The sequence below is a fragment of the Phycicoccus sp. DTK01 genome, assembly GCF_017312765.1.
Taxonomy (GTDB): Bacteria; Actinomycetota; Actinomycetes; order Actinomycetales; family Dermatophilaceae; genus Phycicoccus; species Phycicoccus jejuensis.
Genome location: NZ_BOPU01000002.1, coordinates 298,194 through 320,230, shown reverse-complemented (window position 1 = coordinate 320,230; position 22,037 = coordinate 298,194). Strand labels below are relative to the sequence as shown.

Sequence of the window (22,037 nt, the reverse complement as noted above, 5' to 3'; positions counted from 1 at the left end):
GGGTCAGGCGCGCTCGGCGAGGAGCCGGGCGCACCGCTGGTCGAGGTGGGCGACGACGTCCCGGAAGGCACCGTACGCGGGGTTGGTCGTCTGCCCGTGGTGGAAGCGGAAGTAGATCTGCTGCGCGATGACGGCGAGCCGGAACAGCCCGAACACCTCGTAGAAGAGCAGGTCGCGCGGCGAGACCTCGACGCCGCGGGCGGCGCAGTAGCGGGCCACGACCTCGTCGCGGGTCAGCATCCCGGGGGTGTGCGTCGGCTGGAGCCGCAGCGCCACGAAGGTCGGGTCGTCGTCGGCCTGCACCCAGTAGGCGAGCACCGAGCCGAGGTCCATCAGGGGGTCGCCGACGGTGGCGAGCTCCCAGTCGAGGACGCCGACGACCCGGGTGGGGTCGTCGGGGTCGAGGACGAGGTTGTCGAAGCGGAAGTCGTTGTGGATCAACGTGTGCGGCCGGTCGGCCGGGCGGTGTGCCTCCAGCCACGCCATCGTCGCCTCGTGGTCCGGGACGTCCGGGGTGTGCGCGCGCCGCATCCGGCCGGCCCAGCCGCCGACCTGTCGCTCTACGTACCCGTCGCCTCGGTCGAGGTCGCGCAGCCCCGCGGCGTCGACGTCGACGTCGTGCAGCCGCACGAGGACGTCGACCGCGTTCTCGCACAGCGCCTTCACGGCGTCGCGGTCGAGGCCGAGGGAGTCGGGGACGTCCTTGCGCAGGATGGTCCCGGCGATGCGCTCCATCACGTAGAACTCCGAGCCGATGACCGACTCGTCGCCGCAGTACCCGACCATCGTCGGCACGAGCGGGAACGACGCCGCGAGACCGGCCTGGAGGTCGTGCTCGCGCCGCATGTCGTGCGCGCCCTTGGCCTTGGTGCCCGACGGCGGCCGGCGCAGCACGAGGTCGCGCCCGGGCCAGCGCAGCAGGTAGGTGAGGTTGCTGGCCCCGCCGGCGAACTGCCGCACCTCCGGGTCACCGTCGAGACCCGCTGCGTCGGAAGCGTTCTCGCGCAACCAGTCGGCAGCGGCACCGACGTCGAAGGCGTCCTCGTCGCGCACGCGTGCGGCCCCGGCGACCTCGGTCACGGCAGGTACTCCTGCGGGTCGGCACCCGCCTTGCGCGCCAGCCGCTTGGCCTGGCCGACCATCATCCGGTCGTAGAGCGGCCGCAGGAAGCGCTTGCCGTAGTACGCCTGCTTGCCCATCCGGTCGGTGAGGATGACCGTCTTCTTCTTCTCGATGCCGTCCAGGACGATGCGAGCGATGTCGGAGGCGTCGACCGAGGCCTTCGTGATGAGCCGGATCCCGGCCTCCTGCATCGCGGTGTCCTTGCCGGCGAACGACTCGTGGAGGTTGGTCCGGAAGAACGCCGGGCAGACGACCGAGACGTCGACGCCCCACGGGCCGAGCTCGAACCCCAGCGTCTCCGAGAGGGCGACGACACCGGCCTTCGTCGCGTTGTAGCTCGACATCCCCGGGCCGTGGACGAGCCCGGCGAGCGAGGCGACGTTGACGATGTGGCCGGCGCGCTGCTCCTTGAGCAGCGGCGTGACGGTGTGGCACCCGCGCGCGACCCCGAGGAGGTTGATGGAGACGACGCGCTCCCAGTCGGCCATCGCCTCGACGTCGATGCGCCCGCCGGTCGCGATGCCGGCGTTGTTGACGAGCAGGTCGAGACCGCCCCACTCCTCGCGGACCCACGCGAGCGCGGCGTCCCAGTCCTGCTGGCTGCGCACGTCGAGGCGCCGGTACTCCGCGCCGGCCGGCACGGACGACGGACGCTCCTCGGCGAGGTCGACGGCGAGGACCCGGTCGCCGCGGGCGACGAGCAGCTCGACGAGGGCGCGGCCGAGGCCGGACGCCCCTCCGGTCACGAGGGCGCGGCGGGTCATCGGGTGGCCTCCTGGGCTCGGGTGGCGTAGGGCTTGAGCAGGTGTCGGGCGACGACGCCGAGGTGGACCTCGTCAGGGCCGTCGGCGAGGCGCAGGCTGCGCGCCCCGGCGTAGGCCGCGGCGAGCGGGAAGTCCTCGCTCATGCCGGCGCCGCCGTGCAGCTGGATCGCGAGGTCGATGACGTCGCACGCCATCTGCGGCACCGCGGCCTTGATCTCGCTGACCTCCGAGAGCGCGCCCTCGATGCCGACGGTGTCGAGCTTCCACGCGGCGTGCAGGACGAGCAGCCGGGCCTGGTTGATGGCGATGCGCGCCCGCGCGAGGCGTTCGCGGTTGCCGCCGAGGTTCGCCAGCGGCTTGCCGAAGGCGACCCGGGTGCTCGAGCGCTCGCACGCGAGCTCGAGGGCCCGCTCGGCGAGGCCGACGAGCCGCATGCAGTGGTGGACGCGCCCGGGGCCGAGGCGTCCCTGGGCGATCTCGAAGGCGCGGCCGGGGCCGAGGAGGACGTTGCCGGACGGGACGCGCACGCCGTCGAGCGACACCTCGCCGTGGCCGAGCGGCTCGTCGAAGTGACCGAGGGCGCTGAGCATCCGCTCGACGCGCACACCCGGGGCGTCCATCGGCACGAGGACCATGGAGTGCTGCCGGTGGCGGTGCGCCGACGGGTCGGTCAGGCCCATGAAGATGCCGAGCCGGCTGTCGGGGTGGCCGGCGCCGGTCGTCCACCACTTGCGGCCGTCGACGACGACCTCGTCGCCGTCGAGCGTGGCGGTGGCGGCCATCGTCGTCGCGTCGGAGCTGGCGACCCCCGGCTCGGTCATGAGGAAGACGCTGCGGATGCGGCCCTCGAGGAGCGGGACGAGCCACTGCTCCTGCTGCTCGGGGGTGCCGTAGCGCAGGAGCACCTCCATGTTGCCGGTGTCGGGGGCGTTGCAGTTGAGGACGAGCGGCGCGAGGGTGGAGCGGCCGGTCTGCTCGGCGACGGTCGCGTAGTCGAGGTTGGTCAGCCCCGTCGCCCCGTCGGTGCCGAAGCGGTCGGCCCACGCGTCGCCCTCGCCGGCCGGCAGGAACAGGTTCCAGAGGCCCTGCGCGCGGGCCTTCTCCTTGAGCTGCTCGACCTCGGCGGTCGGGGGCCACGGGTCCTCGCCGCGCGCCCGGCGGGCCGCGACGTCGGCGAGCAGGCGCTCCTCGACCGGCGCGACCTCGGTGTCGACGAAGGCTCGGACCCGGGTGGCGAGGTCGGCGGCGCGGGCGGACGGTGCGAAGTCCATGCCCTTGACCCTAGACCCCTGTTGAGCAATGCTCAATAGCGTGGGAACGGCGGCGCGCGTGCGGATGACGCCCGACGAGCGGCGCCGCCAGCTCGTCGGGATCGGGCTGCGGATGTTCGTCGAGCGACCGGTCGGGGACCTGTCGGTCGACGAGGTCGCGGCGGCCGCCGGCGTCTCGCGGGGGCTGCTCTTCCACTACTTCCCGACGAAGTCCGACTACCACCGGGCCGTCGTCGCCGCGGCCGGTCGACGGGTGCGGCGCAACGTCGCCCCCGACGAGGGCGTGCACGGCGAGGAGGCGGTGCGCCAGGTCGTCGGGCGCTTCCTCGACCAGGTCGAGCGCCGCCGCGAGTGGTACGTCGCCCTCGTCCGCGGCCGGACCGAGCTGTCGCGCGCCGCCCCCGACGACCCGATGGAGACCGTCACGAGCTTCGTCGCCGACCTCGCCCGGCGCGAGCTCGACCTCCCGGCCGCCGCCGCGCCGGCCGCGCGGGGCTGGGTCGCCTACCTCGAGGACCGCGCCCTCCAGTGGTCCGCCCTGCCAGCGGCCGAGCGAGCAGAGGGGCGCGACGCCCTCGTCGAGCACTGCGTCGCCGCCCTGCGCGCCCTCGTCACCCTCTCCCCCGACGCCCCCGCAACCCCCTGACGACTCCGCGAACGTGTGTGAGATCGCCGGGCATCACCGGCGATTTCACACACGTTCGTGATGGGTCGGGGGTTGGCGGGCGGCTGTGGGTCGGTCAGCGGCGACCGCGCCCCGTGACCCGCTGCGGGCTACGCCGCAGTACGTGCTGCTGCAGCGTCACCTACTGCGGTGTAGCCGGCGTACGTGACGTTGCAACGTCACTTACTGCGGTGTAGCCGGCGCCTGGGCGGGGGCGAGGGTGACCGGGACGCCGCTGAGGACCGCGTTGCCGCTCAGCGGGTCGACGACCCCGGGGTCGGTGAGGTCGTTGACCGACACCCCCGGCAGCGTCGTGGCGGTGCGCATCCGCACGCCCTCGCGCGCGTGCCCGTAGCCGTGCGGGAGGGAGACGACCCCGGGCATGACGTCGGCGCTGGCCGCCGCCTCGACGACCACCTCGCCGACCGCCGACGTGACCCGCACCCGCTCGCCGTCGGAGAGCCCGTGCGCCGCGAGGTCGTCGGGATGGACGAGCAGCGCGTGCCGCGGACGCCCCTTCGTGAGGACCGGCGCGTTGTGCAGCCACGAGTTGTTGTCGCGCTGGTGGCGCCGGCCGACGAGCACGAGCCCACCGTCACCGCCACCCTCGAGCGCCGCGAGCACCCCGGGCAGCGCGTCGAGCACGAGCGGCGTCGCGAGGTCCACCCGCTTGTCCCGGGTCCGCAGCCGGCCGGGCAGCCGCGGCCGCAGCGGGCCGAGGTCGAGGCCACCGGGCCCGGCCGCGCGCAGCCGGCGCACCGACAGGCCGGCACCACCGGTGCGCAGCAGGACGTCGAGCTGGCGGGTCGGTGAGGTCCGCAGACGGGCCTCGAGCGCCAGCGCGGCCCGCGACAGCCGCTGCCGCGGACCGGCGCCCCGGGCGCGGAGGTACGCGAGGCCGAGGTCGCGCGCGATCTCCCAGTCGTGGCGCCCGCCGGGGTCCTTGGGCAGGACGGCCGGCGTGAAGCGCGCGGTGTCGCGGACGGCGAGCAGGTGGAAGACGAGGTCGTAGTGGTCGCGCTCCAGCGGGCCGGTCGGCGGCAGGACGACGTCGGCGTGGCGGGTTGTCTCGTTGAGGTAGAAGTCGACGCAGACGACGGCGTCGAGCGTGCCGAGCGCGGCGTCGAGCCGGTGCCCGCCGGGGGTCGACGACACGGGGTTGCCGGCGATGGTCAGCAGCGCCCGGACGCGTCCCTCGCCGGGCGTCGCGATCTCCTCGGCGAGGGTCGACACCGGCAGCTCGCCCCCGAACCCCGGCAGCCCGCGGACGCGGGTGCGCCTGCGCGAGAACCCTCCCGGCGAGAGCACGCCACGCCCGACGAGGTCGACGGCCGGGGTCGTAAGCATCGTGCCGCCCGGCCGGTCGAGGTTGCCCGTGAGGACGTTGAGCAGCTGGACCGCCCACTGGCAGACAACCCCGTGCGCCTGCGTCGAGGCGCCCATCCGGCCGTGGACCGCGGCCGAGGGCGCGTCGAGGAGGTCGCGGGCCAGGGCGCGCACGGCCTCGACCGGCATCCCACTCACCCGCTCGGCGAGCTCCGGCGTGAACGGCTCGACGGCCGTGCGGACGGCGTCGACGCCGTCGACCCACGGCGCGGGCCGCGCCCGGCCGGAGGCCAGCACCTCCCGGACGAGGGCCAGCAGCACCGCGGCGTCCGAGCCGGGCCGGACGAAGTGGTGCGCATCCGCGACGCGGGCGGTCTCGGTGCGCCGCGGGTCGAGGACGACGAGGCGCCCTCCGCGCGACGCGAGCTCGCGCCGGCGCCCGGGGAAGTCCGGCACCGTCCACAGCGAGCCGTTGGACGCCATCGGGTTGTGGCCGACGAGCACGAGGAGGTCGGTGCGGTCGATGTCGGGCACCGGCAGGAGGAACTGGTGGCCGTAGAGCGCGTGCGCGACGACGTGGTGCGGCAGCTGGTCGACCGAGGTCGCGGAGAAGCGGGTCCGGGTGCGCAGCAGCCGCACGAGCGTCGGGTGGTGGGTCAGCGCGCCCAGGCTGTGGACGTTCGGGTTTCCGAGGTACACGGCGAGCGTGTCGTCACCGTGCTCGCGCTGGACACCGGCGAGCAGCTCGGCCGCACGCCGGAACGCTTCGTCCCACGTCGCCTCGTGCAGCTCGCCGCCGGCCCCGCGGACGAGGGGGCGCCGCAGCCGGTCCGGGTCGTCCTGCAGCTGCGGCAGCGCGAACGCCTTGGGGCACAGGTGCCCCCGCGACAGCGGGTCGGCGTCGTCGCCGCGGATGCCGGTGACCGCGCCGGAGGAGCCCTTCGTGACGACGAGGCCGCACATCGCCTCGCAGAGCGTGCAGGACGCCCGCTGCGTCGTGGCCGTCATCGCGCGCGCGGCCCGAACGAGGGCGCCTCGCGCCGGAACGCGGCCTCCCGGGCGACCTTCGTGTTGCCGCGCCCCAGCAGCCGCGCCTGCTCCAGCCGCTCGCGGGCGAAGGTCCGGCGCGGGCCGGCGCTCCACGTCCGCTCGAAGATGCGCTTGGTCGCGGCGACCGCATCGGGCGAGCGCGTCGCGACCTCCTCGAGGAAGCGGGTCGCGGCGACGAACGGCTCGTCGTGCACCTCGCTCGCGAGGCCGAGCTCGACCGCGCGCGTGCCGCTGACCACCTCGCCCGTCATCGTCAGCCGCTTGGCGACGTCGAGGCGCACCTGCTGAGACAGCGCCTGCACCCCGCTCATGTCCGGGACGAGCCCCCACCGCGCCTCGAGCACCGACCACTGCGCGTCCGGCGTCGTCATCCGCAGGTCGGCGGCGAGCGCGATCTGCAGACCCCCGCCGTAGCAGTGGCCGTGGACGGCCGCGACGACCGGCACGGGCAGCCGCCGCCAGGCCCAGCACGCCTCTTGGAAGAGGTTGGTGCCGCGCCACGGCCGGGGCACGAACGCCCGCGCGACCCGCGGGGGCTCGCGCAGCACCGTCGCGAAGTCGAGCCCCGCGCAGAAGGAGTCCCCGGCACCGCCGAGCACGACACCGCGCAGCGTGCGGTCGCGCCGCAGCGACCGGGCGGTCTCGACGAGCGCCTCGAGCGTGTCGAGGGTCAGGGCGTTGAGCTTGTCGGGGCGGTCGAGGCGGACCTGCGCGATGCCGCCGTCGACGGTGCAGGACACGGGCGCGGACATGCGGTCAGCGTACGGGCGGGCGACCGCCGGCGTCCCGGCCCGGAACACCCCGCCCACGACCCGGCGTTGTCGCCGGGGTCCCGCCCGTCGCACCCCGAGGAGAAGCCCGTGCCGCTCGTCCACCTCCACGTCATCGAGGGCCGGCGCGACGCCGCCGAGCTCCGCCGCCTCGCCGACGTCGTCCAGGAGGTGATGCGCGAGCGCTTCGCGGCCCCGCCCCGCGACCGCTACCAGCTGATCACCGAGCACAAGCCGGGCGGCATCGTCGTCGAGGACACCGGGCTGGGCTTCGAGCGCACCGACGACGTCGTCCTCGTCCAGGTCGTGCAGCAGGGCCGCAGCACCGAGCAGAAGCAGGCCCTGTACGCCGGGCTCGCCGAGCGGCTGGGGGCCGAGTGCGGCCTCGCCGGCACCGACCTCATCGTGTCGGTCGTCGAGAACACGACGGCCGACTGGTCCTTCGGCCACGGCGTCGCACAGTTCCTCACCGGCGACCTCTGACCCGGCCGGGCCCACCCCGAGGCTTCGACAGCGACCGGTCTCGGGGGAATGACCGGGCCCGCAGGTGGTTGAACCCTCAACAGGATGACGGGACGGCCCGCCCACGAGGCGGGCCGCTCGCGCCCCCCACCCCCGAGAGACAGGACACCCCGTGCCCGACCTGTTCACCCCCCTGCCCACCCCCTTCGGCGAGCTGCCGCACCGCATCGTGCTGGCGCCGCTGACCCGCAACCGCGCCGACGCGGACGGTGTCCCCACCGACCTCCAGGTCGAGTACTACCGCCAGCGCGCCTCGGCCGCCCTCGTCATCACCGAGGGCACGCAGCCGAGCGCCGTCGGCCAGGGCTACCTGACGACCCCCGGCATCCACAGCGACGCGCAGGTCGAGGGCTGGCGCAAGGTCGCCGACGCCGTGCACGGCGAGGGCGGCCGCATCGTCGTCCAGCTGATGCACGCCGGGCGGGTCGCCCACCCGGACAACAAGCACGGCCTCGAGACCGTCGCCCCGAGCCCGCTGGCCGCCCCCGGCGAGATGTTCACCGCCGACGGGATGAAGCCGCACCCGGTGCCGCGCGAGCTGGCCGAGGACGAGATCCCCTCCGTCGTCGACGAGTACGTCGACGCCTCCCGCCGCGCGGTCGAGGCCGGCCTCGACGGTGTCGAGGTCCACGGCGCCAACGGCTACCTCATCCACCAGTTCCTCGCGCCCGGCTCGAACCACCGCACCGACGGCTACGGCGGCTCCCCCGAGAACCGCGCCCGCTTCGGCGTCGAGGTCGTCCGCGCCGTCGTCGACGCGATCGGCGCCGACAAGGTCGGCCTGCGGCTCTCGCCGGCGCACAACATCCAGGGCGCCACCGAGGAGGACCCGGCCGACGTGCTCGCCACCTACACGGCGTTCATGGAGGGCATCCGCGACCTCGGCATCGCCTACGTGTCGGTGCTCGCCGACCCGCAGGCCGAGGTGACTGCCCGTATCCGCGACCTCCACGACGGCGTCTTCCTCCTCAACACCGGCTTCGCCGAGGTGACGACGAAGGAGAGCGCCGAGGAGCTCGTCTCCGGCGGGCACGCCGACGCGGTCGTCGTCGGGCGCCTCTTCCTCGCCAACCCGGACCTCCCCCGCCGCTGGAGGGAGGACGCCGAGCTCAACGAGCCCGACGCCGACACCTTCTACGGCGGTGGCGCCGAGGGCTACACCGACTACCCGTTCCTCGACGACGAGCAGGAGCAGAAGTCGGCCTGAGGCCGCCCCACCAGCAGCGAACGCGTGTGAACCCGCCGGGCCTCCCCGGCGGGTTCACACGCGTTCGGAGGATCCTGCGGGCGGTCAGGCGGAGGTCGTCGCCCCGGCCGGCACCGGGCGCTGCTCCTCGGACCGGGCGCGGACGGTGCGCCGGTGCAGGAGCACCGACACCCCGAGCACCCCGAGGCCGAGCACCGCGAGCCCCACGCCGACCCACGAGGGCGCGGTGTAGCCGTAGCCGCGGGCGATGACGACGCCGCCGAGCCAGGCGCCGAGCGCGTTCGCGAGGTTGAGCGCCGCGTGGTTGCCCGCCGCCGCGAGGGTCTGTGCCTCGCCGGCGACCTGCATCAGCCGCAGCTGGAGGTTGATGACGAGCACCGACGCGAGGACCGACGCGAGCGCGAGCACGACGAGCGCCGGCACGGCCCACTGCGCGACGAGGGCGAAGAGGCCGAGGGCGACCCCGAGCCCGACCATCCCGATGACGATCGAGCGCAGCACCGACCAGTCGCCCATCCGTCCGGCGACGAGGTTGCCGACGAACCCGGCGGCGCCGAAGACGAGGAGGAACAGCGGCACGGCGGAGGCCGGCAGCCCGGTGACGTCGGTGACCGTCGGCGCGATGTAGGAGTACATCGCGAACATGCCGCCGAAGCCGATGGCCGCGACCGCGAGGGTCAGCAGCACCTGGACGTTGGTCAGCGCCGACAGCTCGGACCGGACCGTCCGGCTGCGGTCGCCCGGCAGGTGCGGGACCTGGGCGAGGACGAGCGCGACGGTCAGGAGGCCGAGCACGACGACGAGCCAGTAGGCCGAGCGCCAGCCGAGCGTCTGCCCGAGCCACGTCGCCCCCGGCACGCCGAGGACGTTGGCGACCGGGATGCCGAGCATCACCGTGCCGACGGCCCGGCCGGCGCGGCCCGCGGGCGCGAGGTCGACGGCCACGAGCGCCGCGACCCCGAAGTAGGCACCGTGCGGCAGGCCCGCGAGGAAGCGCGCGCCGACGAGCGTCTCGTAGCCCGGGGCCAGCGCGCTGAGGGAGTTGCCCACGGCGAGCGCGACCATGAGCCCGACGAGCAGGCCCTTGCGGGGCAGCGTCGCCCCGAGCGCGGCGATGAGGGGCGCGCCGACGACGACCCCGGCCGCGTAGGCCGAGATGGCGTGCCCCGCCGTGGGGATCGAGACGCCGACGCCGTCCGCGATCTCGGGGAGCAGGCCCATCGTCACGAACTCCGTCGTGCCGATGGCGATGCCGCCGAGGATGAGGGCGAACGTGACGAGGGAGGCGTGTCGGGGCTGGGGCACGGGGAGTGCAAGGCCCCGCGGCGCCCCGGGCATTCCCGGCTCGGCGGATCCGGGCCGGATGTCACCCGGTGTTCACACGGCGGCCGCCGCGCGTCCCGTCGTTCCTAGGATGGCGGGATGCGCGCAGCCCAGGTGACCCGGCTCGACGGACCCGAGGCCGTGGAGGTGGTCGACCTGCCGGACCCGGCGGAGGCCGACGGGGCCGAGCGGAAGGTCGTCGTCGACGTCGCGGCCGCCGGGGTCTGCTTCCCCGACGTGCTCCTGACCCGCGGGCAGTACCAGATGCGCCCCGACCCGCCGTTCGTCCCGGGCTCGGAGGTCGCCGGGGTCGTGCGCTCGGCGCCGCCCGGCAGCGAGTACGCGCCCGGCGACCGGGTCGCGGCGTTCTGCGTCCTCGGGGGCTTCGCGCAGGCCGTGGCCGTCGACCCCGCGATGGTCTTCCCGCTCCCGGACGACACGACGTGGTCGCAGGGCGCCGCCCTGCCGATGAACTACCTGACCTGCGACTTCGCCCTGCGCGAGCGCGCCCGGCTGCAGCCCGGCGAGACGGTGCTCGTCCACGGCGCGGCCGGCGGCGTCGGCACCGCGGCGGTCCAGCTGGCCCGGGCGTGGGGCGCCCGGGTGCTCGCCGTCGTCTCGAGCGAGGCCAAGGGAGACGTGGCCCGGGCAGCCGGTGCGGACGAGGTGCTCCCGGTCGACGGCTTCCGGGAGGCCGTCGCCGACCTCACCGCCGGCCGGGGCGTCGACGTCGTCGTCGACCCCGTCGGCGGGGACCGGCTCACCGACTCGCTGCGCGCGCTGGCCCCCGGCGGCCGGCACCTCGTCATCGGCTTCACGGCCGGCTCCATCCCCGAGGTGAAGGTCAACCGGCTGCTGCTCAACAACCTCTCCCTCGCCGGGGTCGGGTGGGGTGCGTGGTGGACCCACCCGGCCGGTCCGGGCGCGGCCTACCTGCGCACGCAGTGGGACGCCCTGCTGCCGCTCCTGCGCGACGGCTCGGTCGACCCCGTGCTCGGCGAGGTCCGGGCCCTCGACGAGGTCGTCGCGGCGCTCGAGGCCGTCGAAGGTCGGCGGGCGACCGGCAAGGTCCTGCTCACCCCCTGACCTGCGGCGATACGACCTGCGGACACTGCCCGAAAGTCTCAGGTGGGCTTGACGCTCTCTTGACGGTTGCGGGCCCCCGCGCGCGGCAGAGTGTGTCCACACCCGTGGATCAGCCACGCCCTGCCTGGGAGGTACTCCCGTGTTCGACACCATCTTCGGCATCCCCGTGCACGCCCTGGTCGTGCACGCGGTCGTCGTCCTCGCGCCGCTGACGGCGCTCCTGCTCGTCCTCTTCGCCCTCTCCGAGAAGCTCCGGGCACGGATCGGCATCGCCCTCCCCCTGCTCGCCACCGTCACCGCGATCAGCGGCTTCGTCGCCAAGGAGTCCGGCGAGGCGCTGGAGCGGCGCGTCGGCGAGGGTGAGCTCGTCGAGGCCCATGCCGAGCTCGGCGACGTCCTCCCGATCATCGTCCTCGGTGTGGCCATCCTCAGCTGGGCGATCTACCTCCTGTGGAAGCGGACGCCGCGCGAGGTCGCGGACGGCCCGCGCAAGGCCTCGGGGGCGCTGCGCATCCTCCTCGTCGTCGGGGTGCTGGCCGCCGTCGGCCTCACCGTCGACGTCGTCCTCGTCGGCCACTCGGGGGCCAAGGCCGTCTGGAGCGGCGTGGGCTCCCAGCCGGCCCAGGGCGGCGGCGACTCCGACTGACGGACCCCCTCCCCGCGACCGCGTGTGGACCCGCCGGTGACCACCGGCGGGTCCAGCCACGTCCGGGGGCGGGCAGCAGCGGCCCGGGTCAGGCGACGAGCTCGGGCTTGACCCGGGCCGCGGTCCACGTCCCGGCGCGACGCGCGGCGAGCGCCGCGAGCGCGAGCGCGGCCAGGCCCCACCCGCCGACGACGGCGACGTCGAGCGCGAGCGGCGCCATCGGCCCGCCGTACATGAGCCGCCGGACGCCGTCGACCGCGTAGCTCATCGGCAGCACGTGGTGCAGGGGGTGCAGCGGCGCCGGCAGGGTCTGCCAGGGGAAGGTGCCGCCGGCGCTCACGAGCTGGAGCACCATGAGTACGAGGGCCATGAACTGGCCGACGACACCGAACCGCGCCATGAGCACGTGGATGACGGCGATGAAGGCCGCGGACACCCCGACCATGAACAGCCCCAGCAGGACCGGGTGCGCCACGTCGATGCCGACACCGAGCGCGACGACGCCGAAGGCCACGAGCGCCTGCGCCCCGCCGAGCAGCGCCGGCGCGAGCCAGCCCCCGAGGGCCACCCGCCACGCGGGCTGCCCGGCGGCCAGGGCCCGTGACGAGAGGGCACGCATCCGGGTGAAGAGGACGAACCCGCCGATCCACAGCGCGAGGCTCATGAAGAACGGGGCGAGGCCGGCGCCGTAGCTGGCCGCCGCGGCCTCGGCGTCGCGGTCGACCGCGACCGGGCTGCCGATGGTCTGCGCCATCGCCTTGCGCTGCTCGGCCGAGGGGTCGGGGATGTCGTCGACGCCCTTCCCGAGGCCGTCGGCGAGCTCGGTCGCGCCGGAGGACAGGTCGCCGAGACCGTCGTCGAGGTCGTGCGCGCCGGAGGCCAGGCGCGAGGTGCCCGAGACCGCCTCCCGCTCACCGGCGGCCAGCTGCTGCGCGCCCGACGAGAGCGTCGCGCTGCCGGTGGCGGCGTCGGCGATGCCCCGGCTGAGGCGCGGCGCCGCGGCGGCGAGCTGCTCGGCACCGTCGGCGACGCGGTCGGCGCCGGAGGCGAGGGCGTCGAGGTCGTCGGCGGTCGACTGGACCTTCACGTTCGCGTCGGTGACCGGCCCGGAGAGGGCGTCGACCCGCTCGAGGACGGTCTGCACCTGCTCGTCGGTGAGGCCGGCCGCGGCGAGGTCGCCGGCGAGCTGCCCCCGCGTGGCGGTGAGGTCACCGAGGAGGGTGTCGGCGGCGTCCGCGACCTGACGGCCGGCGGCGGCGACCTTCGCGTCGCCGTCGCTCACCTGCCGTGCGCCGTCGGCGAGCTGCTCGGTCTGGCTCGGCAGGGAGGAGGTGCGCGAGCGCAGCGTCTCGAGCCCGGAGCTCAGCGCGCCGGCGCCGTCGGCGAGGTCGCCCGCCCCGGCGGAGAGCTTCTTCTGGCCGGCGAGCAGCTGGTCGGCGCCGTCGGCGAGGTCGCCCGCACCGGCGGACGCCTTCTGCGCGCCGTCGGCCAGCTGCTGTGCGCCGTCGGCGGCGTCGACGACCTGGGCGTGGATGTCGGAGAAGCCCTCGAGGAAGCGGCTGGCGGCCGTGCTGCTCACCTGCTCGGCCACCGAGGCGGTGACCTGGCTGACGAGGGTGTTCGCGATGGTGCGGGCCAGGTAGTTGTTCGCGTCGTTCGTGCGGATCTCGAGCCGGGCCTGCCGCGGGTCGTTCGTCGCGCTGCTCGCGAGGTCGGTGGAGAAGTCCTCGGGGAGGACGAGCACGAGGTCGTAGTCGCCGTCGCGCAGACCGGAGTCGGCGCGCTGCCGGCTCACCCGCGACCAGTCGAAGGTGTTCTTGGAGAGGAGCTCCTCGGCGACCTGGTCGCCGACCTGGAGCCGCTCGCCCCCGGAGAGGGTCGTGCCCTCGTCCTCGACGACGAGCGCCGCGGGCACCTCGCTGAGGCGGCCGTAGGGGTCGTCGTTCGCGTAGAGGTAGAGACCGCCGTAGATCGACGGGACGAGGACCATCGCGACGAGCGCGAGGCGGCCGACCCGGCTGGCGCCGATGCGGCGCAGCTCGGTGAGGGCCAGGCGCAGGGCGGTCACGCGGCCACCTCCTCGGTCGAGCCGAGCTCGGCACGGACGGCGAGGCCGAGCTGGCGCATCGTCGCGTGGGTCAGCTGGACGACGACGGTGAGGCCGGAGGCCGCGTGCGCGGTGAGGATCGGCCACCACAGGCGGGGGTCGCCGCCGCGGCGGTCGGGGTTGGTGACGACGAGGACGCGGGTGGCCGCCCGCTCGGCGGCGGCGGAGGTGAGCACCCGCACGCGCTCCTGCGCGGCCAGCCGCTCGAAGGGCTCGTCCGCCGCGGCGAGCACGCCGTGCCGGTCGAGGAACTCCGCGACCGCCGCACGACCGGAGGGGCGCCCGGCGAAGGCGAGCTCCTCGGCGACGACGTGGTGCACGGCGAGCCCGTCCTCGGGGCTGGAGACCTCGGGGACGTCGACGAGGGCGACGTGCCGGCGCCGCAGCGCGGCGTCGTCCAGGCCGTCGAGGAGGACGCTCCCGGCCGCCACCGGCATCCGGCCGCCGAGGGCGAGGGCCAGCGCGACCTGGCCGTAGCCGGGGTCGCCGGCCACCGGGGTGACGTGGGAGGGCGGTGCGGTGAAGGACGTCGGCCGCACGAGGGGACTGCGCGTCCCGGCGACCGCGACGGCGTCGGCGGTGAGCTGCACGAGGGTGCTCCTGGGCTGGGGACGGGTGGTACCGACTGGTACCGGGTTCGTTGGTACGGTACAGTACCAGCATGAGCCGCACCTCCACCACCGCCGTCCCGGGCCTCGACCGCACCCGACCGGTGCGCGAGCGCCTCGAGGCCGGGCTCGCCGCCGCGGTCGCCGACAAGGGCCTCGCGGCGACGACGATCGCCGACGTCGCGCGCCTCGCCGGCACCTCGAAGCGCACCTTCTACGAGCACTTCGACGACAAGGAGGAGTGCTTCCTCGCGCTCTACCGCACCCGCAGCGGCGAGCTGATGGACGCCGTCGACGCCGCGCTCTCCCCCGGCGCCACCCCCGCCACGGTGCAGCTCCAGGACGCCGCGCGCGCCTTCCTCACCTACGTCACCGAGGACCGCGCGCTCGGCCGCGCGCACGTCGTCGACGTCCAGACGATCGGCGAGCGCGGGGTCGCGGCCCGGCAGGAGGTCGTCGACCGCCACGCCGACACCCTCCTGCGGATGCTCGACCAGGCCCGCGAGGCCGGCACGGCCGTCCGCCGGCTGAGCCACCTCGAGGCGGTCTGCGTCGTCGGCGGGCTCAACGAGGTCGCCCTGCGCGCCCTCGAGGCCCCCGACGACACCGCCCTCGACGAGCTCGTCGAGTCCGCCACGCGCTTCATGCAGGCGGTCGTCCTCGCCGACTGACCCGCGGCCGGCGCCGGCGCGCGCCGACTAGCCTCGGGTCATGGAGTTCCGGAACGTCTACGCCCAGGGGTTCGCCCGGGTCGCGGCGTGCACCCTGCCCGTCGCCCTCGCCGACCCCGCGGAGAACGCGCGACGCATCGGGGAGCAGGTGCGGGCCTGCCACGACGACGGCGTGGCGGTGGCGCTCTTCCCCGAGCTCTCCCTGTCCGGGTACGCCGTCGACGACCTGTTCCTCCAGGACGTCCTCCTCGACGCGGTCGACCGCGCGGTCGTGTCGCTCGCCGAGGCGACCGTCGGCCTCACCCCCGTCGTCGTCGTGGGCGCGCCGCTGCGGCACGCGAACCGGCTCTACAACTGCGCGGTCGTCATCCACCGCGGTGAGGTGCTCGGCGTCGCCCCGAAGTCCTACCTCCCGACGTACCGCGAGTTCTACGAGAAGCGCTGGTTTGCCGCGGGCACCGGGCAGGAGGGCCAGAACCTCGTCCGGCCGCAGTGGCCCGGCTCCGACGTCGACGGCGAGGTCCCCTTCGGGCCGGACCTGCTCTTCACCGCCGACGACGTGCCGGGGCTCGTCGTCCACGCCGAGGTCTGCGAGGACCTCTGGGTGCCGGTGCCGCCGAGCCACGAGGCCGCCCTCGCCGGCGCCACGGTGCTGCTCAACCTGTCGGCCTCCCCCATCACCGTCGGCCGCGCCGAGGACCGCCACCTCCTCGCCCGCAGCGCCAGCGCCCGCTGCGACGCCGCCTACCTCTACGCGGCCGCGAGTGCGGGCGAGTCGAGCACCGACCTCTCGTGGGACGGCATGACGATGGCCTACGAGCTCGGCGAGCTGCTCGGCGCGAGCGAGCGGTTCCCCGACGGCCCGCGGCGCACCGTCGTCGACGTCGACCTCGACCGGCTGCGCCAGGAGCGGATGCGCGTCGGCTCCTTCGACGACAACGCCTCCGCGTACGCCGCCGAAGAGTCCGGCTTCCGCGTCGTCCCGTTCCGGCTGCGGCCGCCCGCCGGCGACCTCGGGCTGCGCCGCGTCGTCGACCGGTTCCCGTTCGTGCCCGACGACGAGTCGCGCCTGGCCCAGGACTGCTACGAGGCGTACAACATCCAGGTCTCCGGGCTCGAGCAGCGGATGCGCTCGATCGGCGGCGGAGACCCGGCCCGGTTGCCGCGCATCGTCATCGGCGTCTCGGGCGGACTGGACTCGACGCACGCGCTCATCGTCGCGGTCAAGGCCTGCGACCGGCTCGGCCTGCCCCGCACCCACGTCCTCGGCCTGACGATGCCCGGCTTCGCGACGAGCGCCGGGACGAAGAGCAACGCGGTCGCGCTCATGGAGGCGCTCGGCATCGAGTGGGAGGAGGTCGACATCCGGCCGCTCGCCACGCAGATGCTCAAGGCCCTCGGCCACCCCGCCGGCGACGGCGAGCCCGTGTACGACGTGACCTTCGAGAACGTCCAGGCCGGGCTGCGCACCGACGTCCTCTTCCGCGCGGCCAACCAGCGCGGCGGCATCGTCCTCGGCACCGGTGACCTCAGCGAGCTCGCGCTGGGCTGGTGCACGTACGGCGTCGGCGACCAGATGTCGCACTACGGCGTCAACGCCGGCGTCCCGAAGACGTTGATCCAGCACCTCATCCGCTGGGTCGTCTCGCACGGCGAGCTCGGGGACGCCGGGGCGGACGAGACGCTGCTGGCCATCCTCGACACCGAGATCAGCCCCGAGCTCGTGCCGGCGCGCGAGGGCGAGAAGATCCAGTCGACCCAGGACACCATCGGCCCCTACGGCCTCCACGACTTCACGCTCTTCCACGTCCTGCGCTGGGGGTACCGGCCGAGCAAGATCGCCTTCCTCGCCGAGCACGCGTGGCGCGACGCCTCCGCCGGGGCCTGGCCGGCCGGCTACCCCGAGCGAGACCGCGTCGCGCACGAGCTGCCGGCGATCCGGCAGTGGATGGGCGTCTTCCTGCGCCGGTTCTTCCAGAACCAGTTCAAGCGCTCGGCGATCCCCAACGGGCCGAAGGTCGTCGCCGGCGGGTCGCTCTCGCCGCGCGGTGACTGGCGGATGCCGTCGGACGCCGTCGCCGCCGCGTGGCTGGCCGAGCTCGACGCGAACGTCCCGTCGGCGTGAGGAAGTCCGACCGGCGCGAGCCGCGGATCGGTGCGCGCACGGCCGTCGCGCTCGTGTTCGGCTGCTCCGCAGCGGTGCTCGTCGTCGAGATCGTGTCGCTGCGGCTCCTCGCACCGCACCTCGGCCTCACCCTCGAGACGAGCACCCTCGTCATCGGCCTCGCGCTCGCCGCCATCGCGGCGGGGTCGTGGCTCGGCGGGCGGTGGGCCGACGAGCACGACGGCCGGGCGGTGCTCGGGCTGCTGCTCGTCGTGTCGGGCGCCGTCGTCGCCGCGACGCCGTTCCTCGTGCGCGGCGCCGCAGGGCTGGCCGGGGGCGCGTTCCTCCTCGTGGCCGCGGGCGGGTCGATCATCGTGCCGGGGGCGCTGCTGTCGGCGGTCCATCCGGTCGTCACCGCCCTGCGCCTGTCGACGCTCGAGGAGACGGGCTCGGTCGTCGGCCGGCTGTCCGGGCTCGGCACGGCCGGCGCCATCCTCGGCACGGTCCTCACCGGCTTCGTCCTCGTCTCGCGGGTGCCGGTCACGTGGATCATGGTCGGGCTCGGCGTGCTGCTCGTCGTCGGCGGAGTCGTCGTCGAGGTGGGGTCGCGCCGCGGGCTCGCCGGCACGGCCGCCGTCGTCACGGTCGTCGGCGGGCTGGGCGCCGCGCTCGCGCCGAGCGGCTGCGACGTCGAGACGAAGTACCACTGCGCGGTCGTCACGAGCGACCCCGAGCGGCCGACCGAGCGGGTGCTCGTCCTCGACGACCTGCGCCACTCGACCGTCGACCTCGCCGACCCCACGAGGCTCGAGTTCGCCTACGTCAAGGCCCTCGCCGCCGCGACCGGGAGCCAGCTGCCCGACGGCGCCGTCCGCGCCCACCACCTCGGCGGGGGCGGCCTGACCCTGCCGCGGTTCCTCGCCGCCGAGCGCCCGGGGACGGTGAGCACGGTCTCCGAGATCGACCCCGGGGTCGTCGCCCTCGACACCGAGCGCCTCGGCCTGCGGACCGGGCCCGACCTGCGGGTGCGCGTGGAGGACGCCCGGGTCGGTCTGCGCGCCGTGGGGTCCGGCACGCTCGACCTCGTCGTCGGCGACGCGTTCGGGGGCGTCAGCGTGCCGTGGCACCTGACGACGCGCGAGGCGCTGACCGACGTCCGCCGCGTGCTGACCGACGACGGGCTCTACGCCGCCAACCTCATCGACCACGAGCCGCTGGGCTTCGCCCGGGCCGAGGTCCGCACGCTCGGCACGGTGTTCGACCACGTGGCACTCGCCGCGACGCCGGCGGCCACCCGGGGCGAGGGGGGCGGGAACCTCGTCGTGCTCGCCTCCGCCGCACCGATCGACGTCGCCGGGTGGCGGGCGGCCATCGCCGCCCGCGACCTCGACTGGGAGGTCATCGACGGCGCCGCCCTGGAGGCGTGGGTCGGCAACTCACCGGTCCTCACCGACGACCACGCACCCGTCGACCAGCTGCTCACCCCCTACCCGCCGCGGGCCCCCGCGACCGTCGGCTGAGCCCTTCCTGAAGGCCTCCCCTCGCTCCGGTCGCCGCAGCAGGGTTGCGCGAGTAGCGTCCCCGGCGCCGCCCGGTCCCGGGGGGCACCGTCGAGGGGCCCCGGCCCCACCAAGGGGGATCACACACCCATGTCCCGCACCAGGACCGGCCGCCTCGCGGCCGCCGCACTGCTCGCCGTCGGCACCGCCGTCGGAGCCGCCGCCCCGGCCTTCGCCGCCATCGGCCCCGGCGACGTCAACGGCAAGCACCCGCGCGACGTCGGCTGCCGCGCCGACCAGCAGGTCATCTACCACACGATCATCCGCGACGGCTCCGGCAACGCCCGGGGGTACGTCGACCTCATGTACTCCGTGCACTGCCACGCGGCGTGGGCCCACGTCCACGGGGTCAAGCCCGTCGCGAACCAGACGTACGTCCCCCAGGGCTACGTCGCGCGCAGCGACGGCAAGCACTCGCCCACCTGCTACACGCCCGAGGGCGGGCAGGACTGCTACACGACGATGCTCTGGGACAAGGACCCGCTCAAGGCGCGCGCCCGCGGGATCATCGACCCCAACGGTGCGACCAACACGGTCTACGCCGCGTGGACGCCCTGGTACTGAGCCCCTGAGCGACCGGCCGGGGTCGGGCGGACCGACCCCGGCCGGTCAGCCGGCGGCGAGGGCGGCCAGCGCGGCACCGTCGAGCCGGTAGGTCGTCCACTCGCCCTGCGCCACGGCGCCGAGGGACTCGTAGAAGCCGATGCTCGGGGTGTTCCAGTTGAGGACCCACCACTCCAGGCGGCGGTAGTCCCGTTCGACGCACACCTGCGCCAGCGCGGCGAGCAGCTCCTTGCCGAGCCCCGAGCCGCGGTGCGCCGGGTCGACCCAGAGGTCCTCGAGCCAGATGCCGTGGCGGCCGGTCCACGTCGAGTAGCTGAGGAACCAGACGGCCATCCCGACGACCTCGCCGTCGACCTCGGCGACGTGCGCGAAGGTCGAGGTGCCGCCGCCGTCGGGGAAGAGCGCCTCGAGGACGTGCCGCTCGGTGGACTCGACGGCGTCCGGCTCGCGCTCGTACTCGGCGAGGGCGTGGACCATCCGCTGGATGGCGGGGACGTCGTCACGGGTCGCGGGGCGCGTGCGCTGGCTCATCCGCCGGACCCTACGCCTCCCCGACGGGCCGACGCCGCCGACTCGTGGCACCCTGCTGCCGTGACCGACGACCTCTTCCACATCGCCCACGCCGAGCAGTGGGAGAAGGCCCGCGCGATCGGACGCTACGAGCAGTCGACGCACGGCCTCTCCCTCGGCGAGGTGGGCTTCATCCACCTCTCGACGAGCGAGCAGTGGCCCGGTGTCCTGGAACGGTTCTACGCCGACGTCGACGACGAGCTCGTCCTGCTGACCATCGACCCCCAGCGGCTCAGCTCACCGGTGCGGTGGGAGGCGCCCGAGGGCACCGACGAGCAGTTCCCGCACCTCTACGGCCCGCTCGACGCCGGAGCCGTCACCGCCACCCGCACCCTCTGACGAAGCGGGGTCGGGCTCAGGCCCGGACGACGACGCCGTCGGGCAGGTCGAACCAGCGCAGGTGCTCGAAGTCGGCCGAGACGTGGTGGTCCGGCCGGCCGAGGTCCGGCGCATCGGCCGCGGCCAGCACCGCGGCGGCCTCGCGCAGGTGCTCTGCGAGCATCTCCTCGCCGCCACGCGCGTCCGAGGCCGGCATCGTCACCGAGCCGTCGTCGCCGTAGACGACGTCGGCCAGGCGCACCGGCGGCTCGACGACGCCGCGGCGGTGGCGCCACATCCCGGTCTCCGGGCAGAACGTGTAGTCGCCGAGCAGGCGCCAGCCGTCGCGGGCGACCATCCGGACCGCCTCGACGACGTAGTCGGCGACCGCGTCGGACAGGAAGTAGTTGAAGTTCACCCGGACCCAGCCGGGCTTGATGCCCTCGCAGCCGCCGGTGATCTCGCGCTCGAACTCGTGGCTGCGCTCGAGGTCGATGCCGAGCAGCCGGTGGCCGTAGGGGCCGGCACAGGAGCATCCCCCGCGGGACTGGATGCCGAAGAGGTCGTTGAGCAGCGCGACGACGTAGTTGTGGTGCAGGTGGCTGCCCGAGGGGGAGCGGACGACGAACGAGACGATCGAGAGCCGCTTCAGCTCGAGGTTGCCGAGGATCTCCAGCGCCGGCTCGTCGCGCCAGGCGGTGACGGCCCGCTCGAGGAAGCGCTCCTCCCGGGCGCGGATGGTGTCGACGCCGACGGCCTCCTTGAGCTGGAAGACGAGCCCGGCGCGGATCGACTCGATGATCGCCGGGGTGCCGCCCTCCTCGCGGTGCGCGGGGTCGGGGAGGTAGGCGTGGTCCTCGGGGTTGACGTACGCGACCGTGCCGCCGCCGGGGGTCACCGGCACGCGGTTGGCGAAGAGCTCGCGGCGGGCGACGAGGACGCCGGGGGTCGAGGGGCCGCCGATGAACTTGTGCGGGGAGAGGAAGATCGCGTCCTTGTACGCCAGCGGGTCGCCGTCGGCCGGCGCGGTCATCTCGATGTCGACGTACGGGCCGGCGGCGGCGAAGTCCCAGAACGCGAGCGCGCCGTGCCGGTGCAGCAGCGCGGAGATGCCATGGGTGTCGCTGACGATGCCGGTGACGTTGCTCGCCGCGCTGAAGGACCCGATGAGCAGCGGCCGGCCGGCGTGCTCGGCGAGGCGCGCCTCGAGGTCGGTCGCGTCGATACGTCCGTCGGCGTCCTCGCGGATGGTCACGACGTCGGCGATCGTCTCGCGCCACGGGATCTCGTTGCTGTGGTGCTCGTACGGCCCGATGAACACGACCGGCCGCGCCTCGGCCGGGATCGCGTCGGTCAGGTGCCATCGGTCCTCGAGGGCGCTCGGGACGCGCAGGCCGAGGACCCCGACGAGCTTGTCGATGGCGCCGGTGCAGCCCGACCCGGCGAAGACCACGACGGTGTCGTCGTCCCCGTGGACGGCGTCGTGGATGATCCGGCGGGCATCCTCCCGCAGCCGGGTGGTCTGCAGGCCCGTGCCGCTGGACTCGGTGTGCGTGTTGGCGTATGCGGGCAGGACCTCGTCGCGCAGGAAGTCCTCGATGAACGACAGCGCGCGACCGCTCGCGGTGTAGTCGGCGTACGTCACGCGGCGCGGGCCGTACGGGGTCTGCATCACGTGGTCCTCCCCGATGACGGACTCGCGGATCCGCCGGAGGAGGGCGTCGGCGCGGCGGTCGGTGCTGGGGCTGTCGGCCATGTCCCCCAGCGTCCCACGCCCGCCGTGCG

At 74.7% G+C, this 22,037-nt stretch carries 20 protein-coding genes; 10 read left to right on the top strand and 10 right to left on the bottom strand.

Annotated features, from left to right (window positions below; translation table 11 throughout):
- Nucleotides 1-3: 3 nt before the first annotated feature.
- Genes J3473_RS05270 through J3473_RS05260 form a run of 3 tightly spaced genes read right to left on the bottom strand, consistent with a single transcriptional unit; the run spans nt 4 to nt 3,157 of the window.
- Nucleotides 4-1,080: a phosphotransferase family protein gene (locus J3473_RS05270; protein WP_207022217.1), complete on the bottom strand. Its 1,077-nt coding sequence runs from the start codon at nt 1,078-1,080 to the stop codon at nt 4-6.
- Nucleotides 1,077-1,886, bottom strand: coding sequence for an SDR family NAD(P)-dependent oxidoreductase (locus tag J3473_RS05265; protein ID WP_207022216.1), 810 nt, complete (start codon nt 1,884-1,886; stop codon nt 1,077-1,079). Before J3473_RS05265 ends, J3473_RS05270 begins: the two co-directional genes overlap by 4 nt.
- Entirely contained in the window at nt 1,883-3,157 is a 1,275-nt protein-coding gene (locus tag J3473_RS05260) for an acyl-CoA dehydrogenase family protein (protein WP_207022215.1), read from the bottom strand. The genes J3473_RS05265 and J3473_RS05260 overlap by 4 nt, the downstream gene beginning before the upstream one ends.
- Nucleotides 3,158-3,197: 40 nt before the next feature.
- Between J3473_RS05260 and J3473_RS05255 the strand changes: the two genes are divergently transcribed.
- A complete protein-coding gene (locus J3473_RS05255; protein ID WP_207022214.1) occupies nt 3,198-3,803 on the top strand; it encodes a TetR/AcrR family transcriptional regulator in 606 nt (201 codons plus the stop codon).
- A 201-nt stretch (nt 3,804-4,004) separates the two neighbouring features.
- Here the strand turns inward: J3473_RS05255 and J3473_RS05250 are convergent, their stop codons facing one another.
- Nucleotides 4,005-6,155, bottom strand: a complete 2,151-nt coding sequence (locus tag J3473_RS05250; protein WP_207022213.1) for a molybdopterin-dependent oxidoreductase — start codon at nt 6,153-6,155, stop codon at nt 4,005-4,007.
- On the bottom strand, nt 6,152-6,949 hold the full coding sequence (locus J3473_RS05245) for a crotonase/enoyl-CoA hydratase family protein (RefSeq protein WP_207022212.1): 798 nt from the start codon (nt 6,947-6,949) through the stop codon (nt 6,152-6,154). Before J3473_RS05245 ends, J3473_RS05250 begins: the two co-directional genes overlap by 4 nt.
- 108 nt (nt 6,950-7,057) lie before the next feature.
- On the opposite strand from J3473_RS05245, the gene J3473_RS05240 reads away from it, so the two are divergent.
- Both J3473_RS05240 and J3473_RS05235 read left to right on the top strand, forming a co-directional pair.
- Complete coding sequence (locus J3473_RS05240) at nt 7,058-7,450, top strand: tautomerase family protein (protein WP_030526307.1); 393 nt, start codon at nt 7,058-7,060, stop codon at nt 7,448-7,450.
- Between the two features lie 151 nt (nt 7,451-7,601).
- A complete protein-coding gene (locus tag J3473_RS05235; protein ID WP_207022211.1) occupies nt 7,602-8,696 on the top strand; it encodes an alkene reductase in 1,095 nt (364 codons plus the stop codon).
- A gap of 84 nt (nt 8,697-8,780) precedes the next feature.
- On the opposite strand, the gene J3473_RS05230 is transcribed toward J3473_RS05235, so the two are convergent.
- Nucleotides 8,781-10,001, bottom strand: coding sequence for an MFS transporter (locus J3473_RS05230; protein WP_207022210.1), 1,221 nt, complete (start codon nt 9,999-10,001; stop codon nt 8,781-8,783).
- A 117-nt stretch (nt 10,002-10,118) separates the two neighbouring features.
- On the opposite strand from J3473_RS05230, the gene J3473_RS05225 reads away from it, so the two are divergent.
- Complete coding sequence (locus J3473_RS05225; RefSeq protein WP_207022209.1) at nt 10,119-11,105, top strand: NADPH:quinone oxidoreductase family protein; 987 nt, start codon at nt 10,119-10,121, stop codon at nt 11,103-11,105.
- A 139-nt stretch (nt 11,106-11,244) separates the two neighbouring features.
- Entirely contained in the window at nt 11,245-11,751 is a 507-nt protein-coding gene (locus J3473_RS05220; protein WP_207022208.1) for a DUF2231 domain-containing protein, read from the top strand.
- Between the two features lie 88 nt (nt 11,752-11,839).
- Here J3473_RS05220 and J3473_RS05215 read toward each other — a convergent pair whose 3' ends face one another.
- Both J3473_RS05215 and J3473_RS05210 read right to left on the bottom strand, forming a co-directional pair.
- Nucleotides 11,840-13,819 (bottom strand): YhgE/Pip domain-containing protein, encoded by a 1,980-nt coding sequence (locus J3473_RS05215; RefSeq protein WP_207022207.1) that lies wholly within the window; start codon nt 13,817-13,819, stop codon nt 11,840-11,842.
- Nucleotides 13,816-14,448: a hypothetical protein gene (locus J3473_RS05210; RefSeq protein WP_207022206.1), complete on the bottom strand. Its 633-nt coding sequence runs from the start codon at nt 14,446-14,448 to the stop codon at nt 13,816-13,818. Before J3473_RS05210 ends, J3473_RS05215 begins: the two co-directional genes overlap by 4 nt.
- A 71-nt stretch (nt 14,449-14,519) precedes the next feature.
- Between J3473_RS05210 and J3473_RS05205 the strand changes: the two genes are divergently transcribed.
- The 4 genes from J3473_RS05205 to J3473_RS05190 all read left to right on the top strand — a co-directional run bounded on the left by J3473_RS05205 (nt 14,520) and on the right by J3473_RS05190 (nt 19,364).
- Nucleotides 14,520-15,137 (top strand): TetR/AcrR family transcriptional regulator, encoded by a 618-nt coding sequence (locus J3473_RS05205; RefSeq protein WP_051749975.1) that lies wholly within the window; start codon nt 14,520-14,522, stop codon nt 15,135-15,137.
- A gap of 40 nt (nt 15,138-15,177) precedes the next feature.
- Nucleotides 15,178-17,262 (top strand): NAD(+) synthase, encoded by a 2,085-nt coding sequence (locus J3473_RS05200; RefSeq protein WP_207022205.1) that lies wholly within the window; start codon nt 15,178-15,180, stop codon nt 17,260-17,262.
- On the top strand, nt 17,259-18,761 hold the full coding sequence (locus J3473_RS05195; protein ID WP_207022204.1) for a fused MFS/spermidine synthase: 1,503 nt from the start codon (nt 17,259-17,261) through the stop codon (nt 18,759-18,761). The genes J3473_RS05200 and J3473_RS05195 overlap by 4 nt, the downstream gene beginning before the upstream one ends.
- Before the next feature lie 129 nt (nt 18,762-18,890).
- Nucleotides 18,891-19,364 (top strand): DUF2690 domain-containing protein, encoded by a 474-nt coding sequence (locus J3473_RS05190; protein ID WP_207022203.1) that lies wholly within the window; start codon nt 18,891-18,893, stop codon nt 19,362-19,364.
- Between the two features lie 45 nt (nt 19,365-19,409).
- On the opposite strand, the gene J3473_RS05185 is transcribed toward J3473_RS05190, so the two are convergent.
- Nucleotides 19,410-19,895: a GNAT family N-acetyltransferase gene (locus J3473_RS05185; protein ID WP_207022202.1), complete on the bottom strand. Its 486-nt coding sequence runs from the start codon at nt 19,893-19,895 to the stop codon at nt 19,410-19,412.
- A 60-nt stretch (nt 19,896-19,955) separates the two neighbouring features.
- Between J3473_RS05185 and J3473_RS05180 the strand changes: the two genes are divergently transcribed.
- Nucleotides 19,956-20,273: a DUF952 domain-containing protein gene (locus tag J3473_RS05180; protein WP_207022201.1), complete on the top strand. Its 318-nt coding sequence runs from the start codon at nt 19,956-19,958 to the stop codon at nt 20,271-20,273.
- A gap of 16 nt (nt 20,274-20,289) precedes the next feature.
- Here J3473_RS05180 and J3473_RS05175 read toward each other — a convergent pair whose 3' ends face one another.
- Nucleotides 20,290-22,008 carry an aminotransferase class V-fold PLP-dependent enzyme gene (locus tag J3473_RS05175; protein WP_207022200.1) on the bottom strand — a complete coding sequence of 573 codons (1,719 nt, stop codon included), beginning with the start codon at nt 22,006-22,008 and terminating at the stop codon, nt 20,290-20,292.
- Between the last annotated feature and the right edge of the window lie 29 nt (nt 22,009-22,037).

Excerpts from the sequence above, each read along its gene's own strand:
- J3473_RS05265 (WP_207022216.1), bottom strand. The coding sequence starts at position 1,886 with ATGACCCGCCGCGCCCTCGTGACCGGAGGGGCGTCCGGCCTCGGCCGC.
- J3473_RS05260 (WP_207022215.1), bottom strand. The coding sequence starts at position 3,157 with ATGGACTTCGCACCGTCCGCCCGCGCCGCCGACCTCGCCACCCGGGTC.
- J3473_RS05250 (WP_207022213.1), bottom strand. The coding sequence starts at position 6,155 with ATGACGGCCACGACGCAGCGGGCGTCCTGCACGCTCTGCGAGGCGATG.
- J3473_RS05245 (WP_207022212.1), bottom strand. The coding sequence starts at position 6,949 with ATGTCCGCGCCCGTGTCCTGCACCGTCGACGGCGGCATCGCGCAGGTC.
- J3473_RS05225 (WP_207022209.1), top strand. The coding sequence starts at position 10,119 with ATGCGCGCAGCCCAGGTGACCCGGCTCGACGGACCCGAGGCCGTGGAG.
- J3473_RS05205 (WP_051749975.1), top strand. The coding sequence starts at position 14,520 with ATGAGCCGCACCTCCACCACCGCCGTCCCGGGCCTCGACCGCACCCGA.
- J3473_RS05200 (WP_207022205.1), top strand. The coding sequence starts at position 15,178 with ATGGAGTTCCGGAACGTCTACGCCCAGGGGTTCGCCCGGGTCGCGGCG.
- J3473_RS05190 (WP_207022203.1), top strand. The coding sequence starts at position 18,891 with ATGTCCCGCACCAGGACCGGCCGCCTCGCGGCCGCCGCACTGCTCGCC.
- J3473_RS05185 (WP_207022202.1), bottom strand. The coding sequence starts at position 19,895 with ATGAGCCAGCGCACGCGCCCCGCGACCCGTGACGACGTCCCCGCCATC.
- J3473_RS05175 (WP_207022200.1), bottom strand. The coding sequence starts at position 22,008 with ATGGCCGACAGCCCCAGCACCGACCGCCGCGCCGACGCCCTCCTCCGG.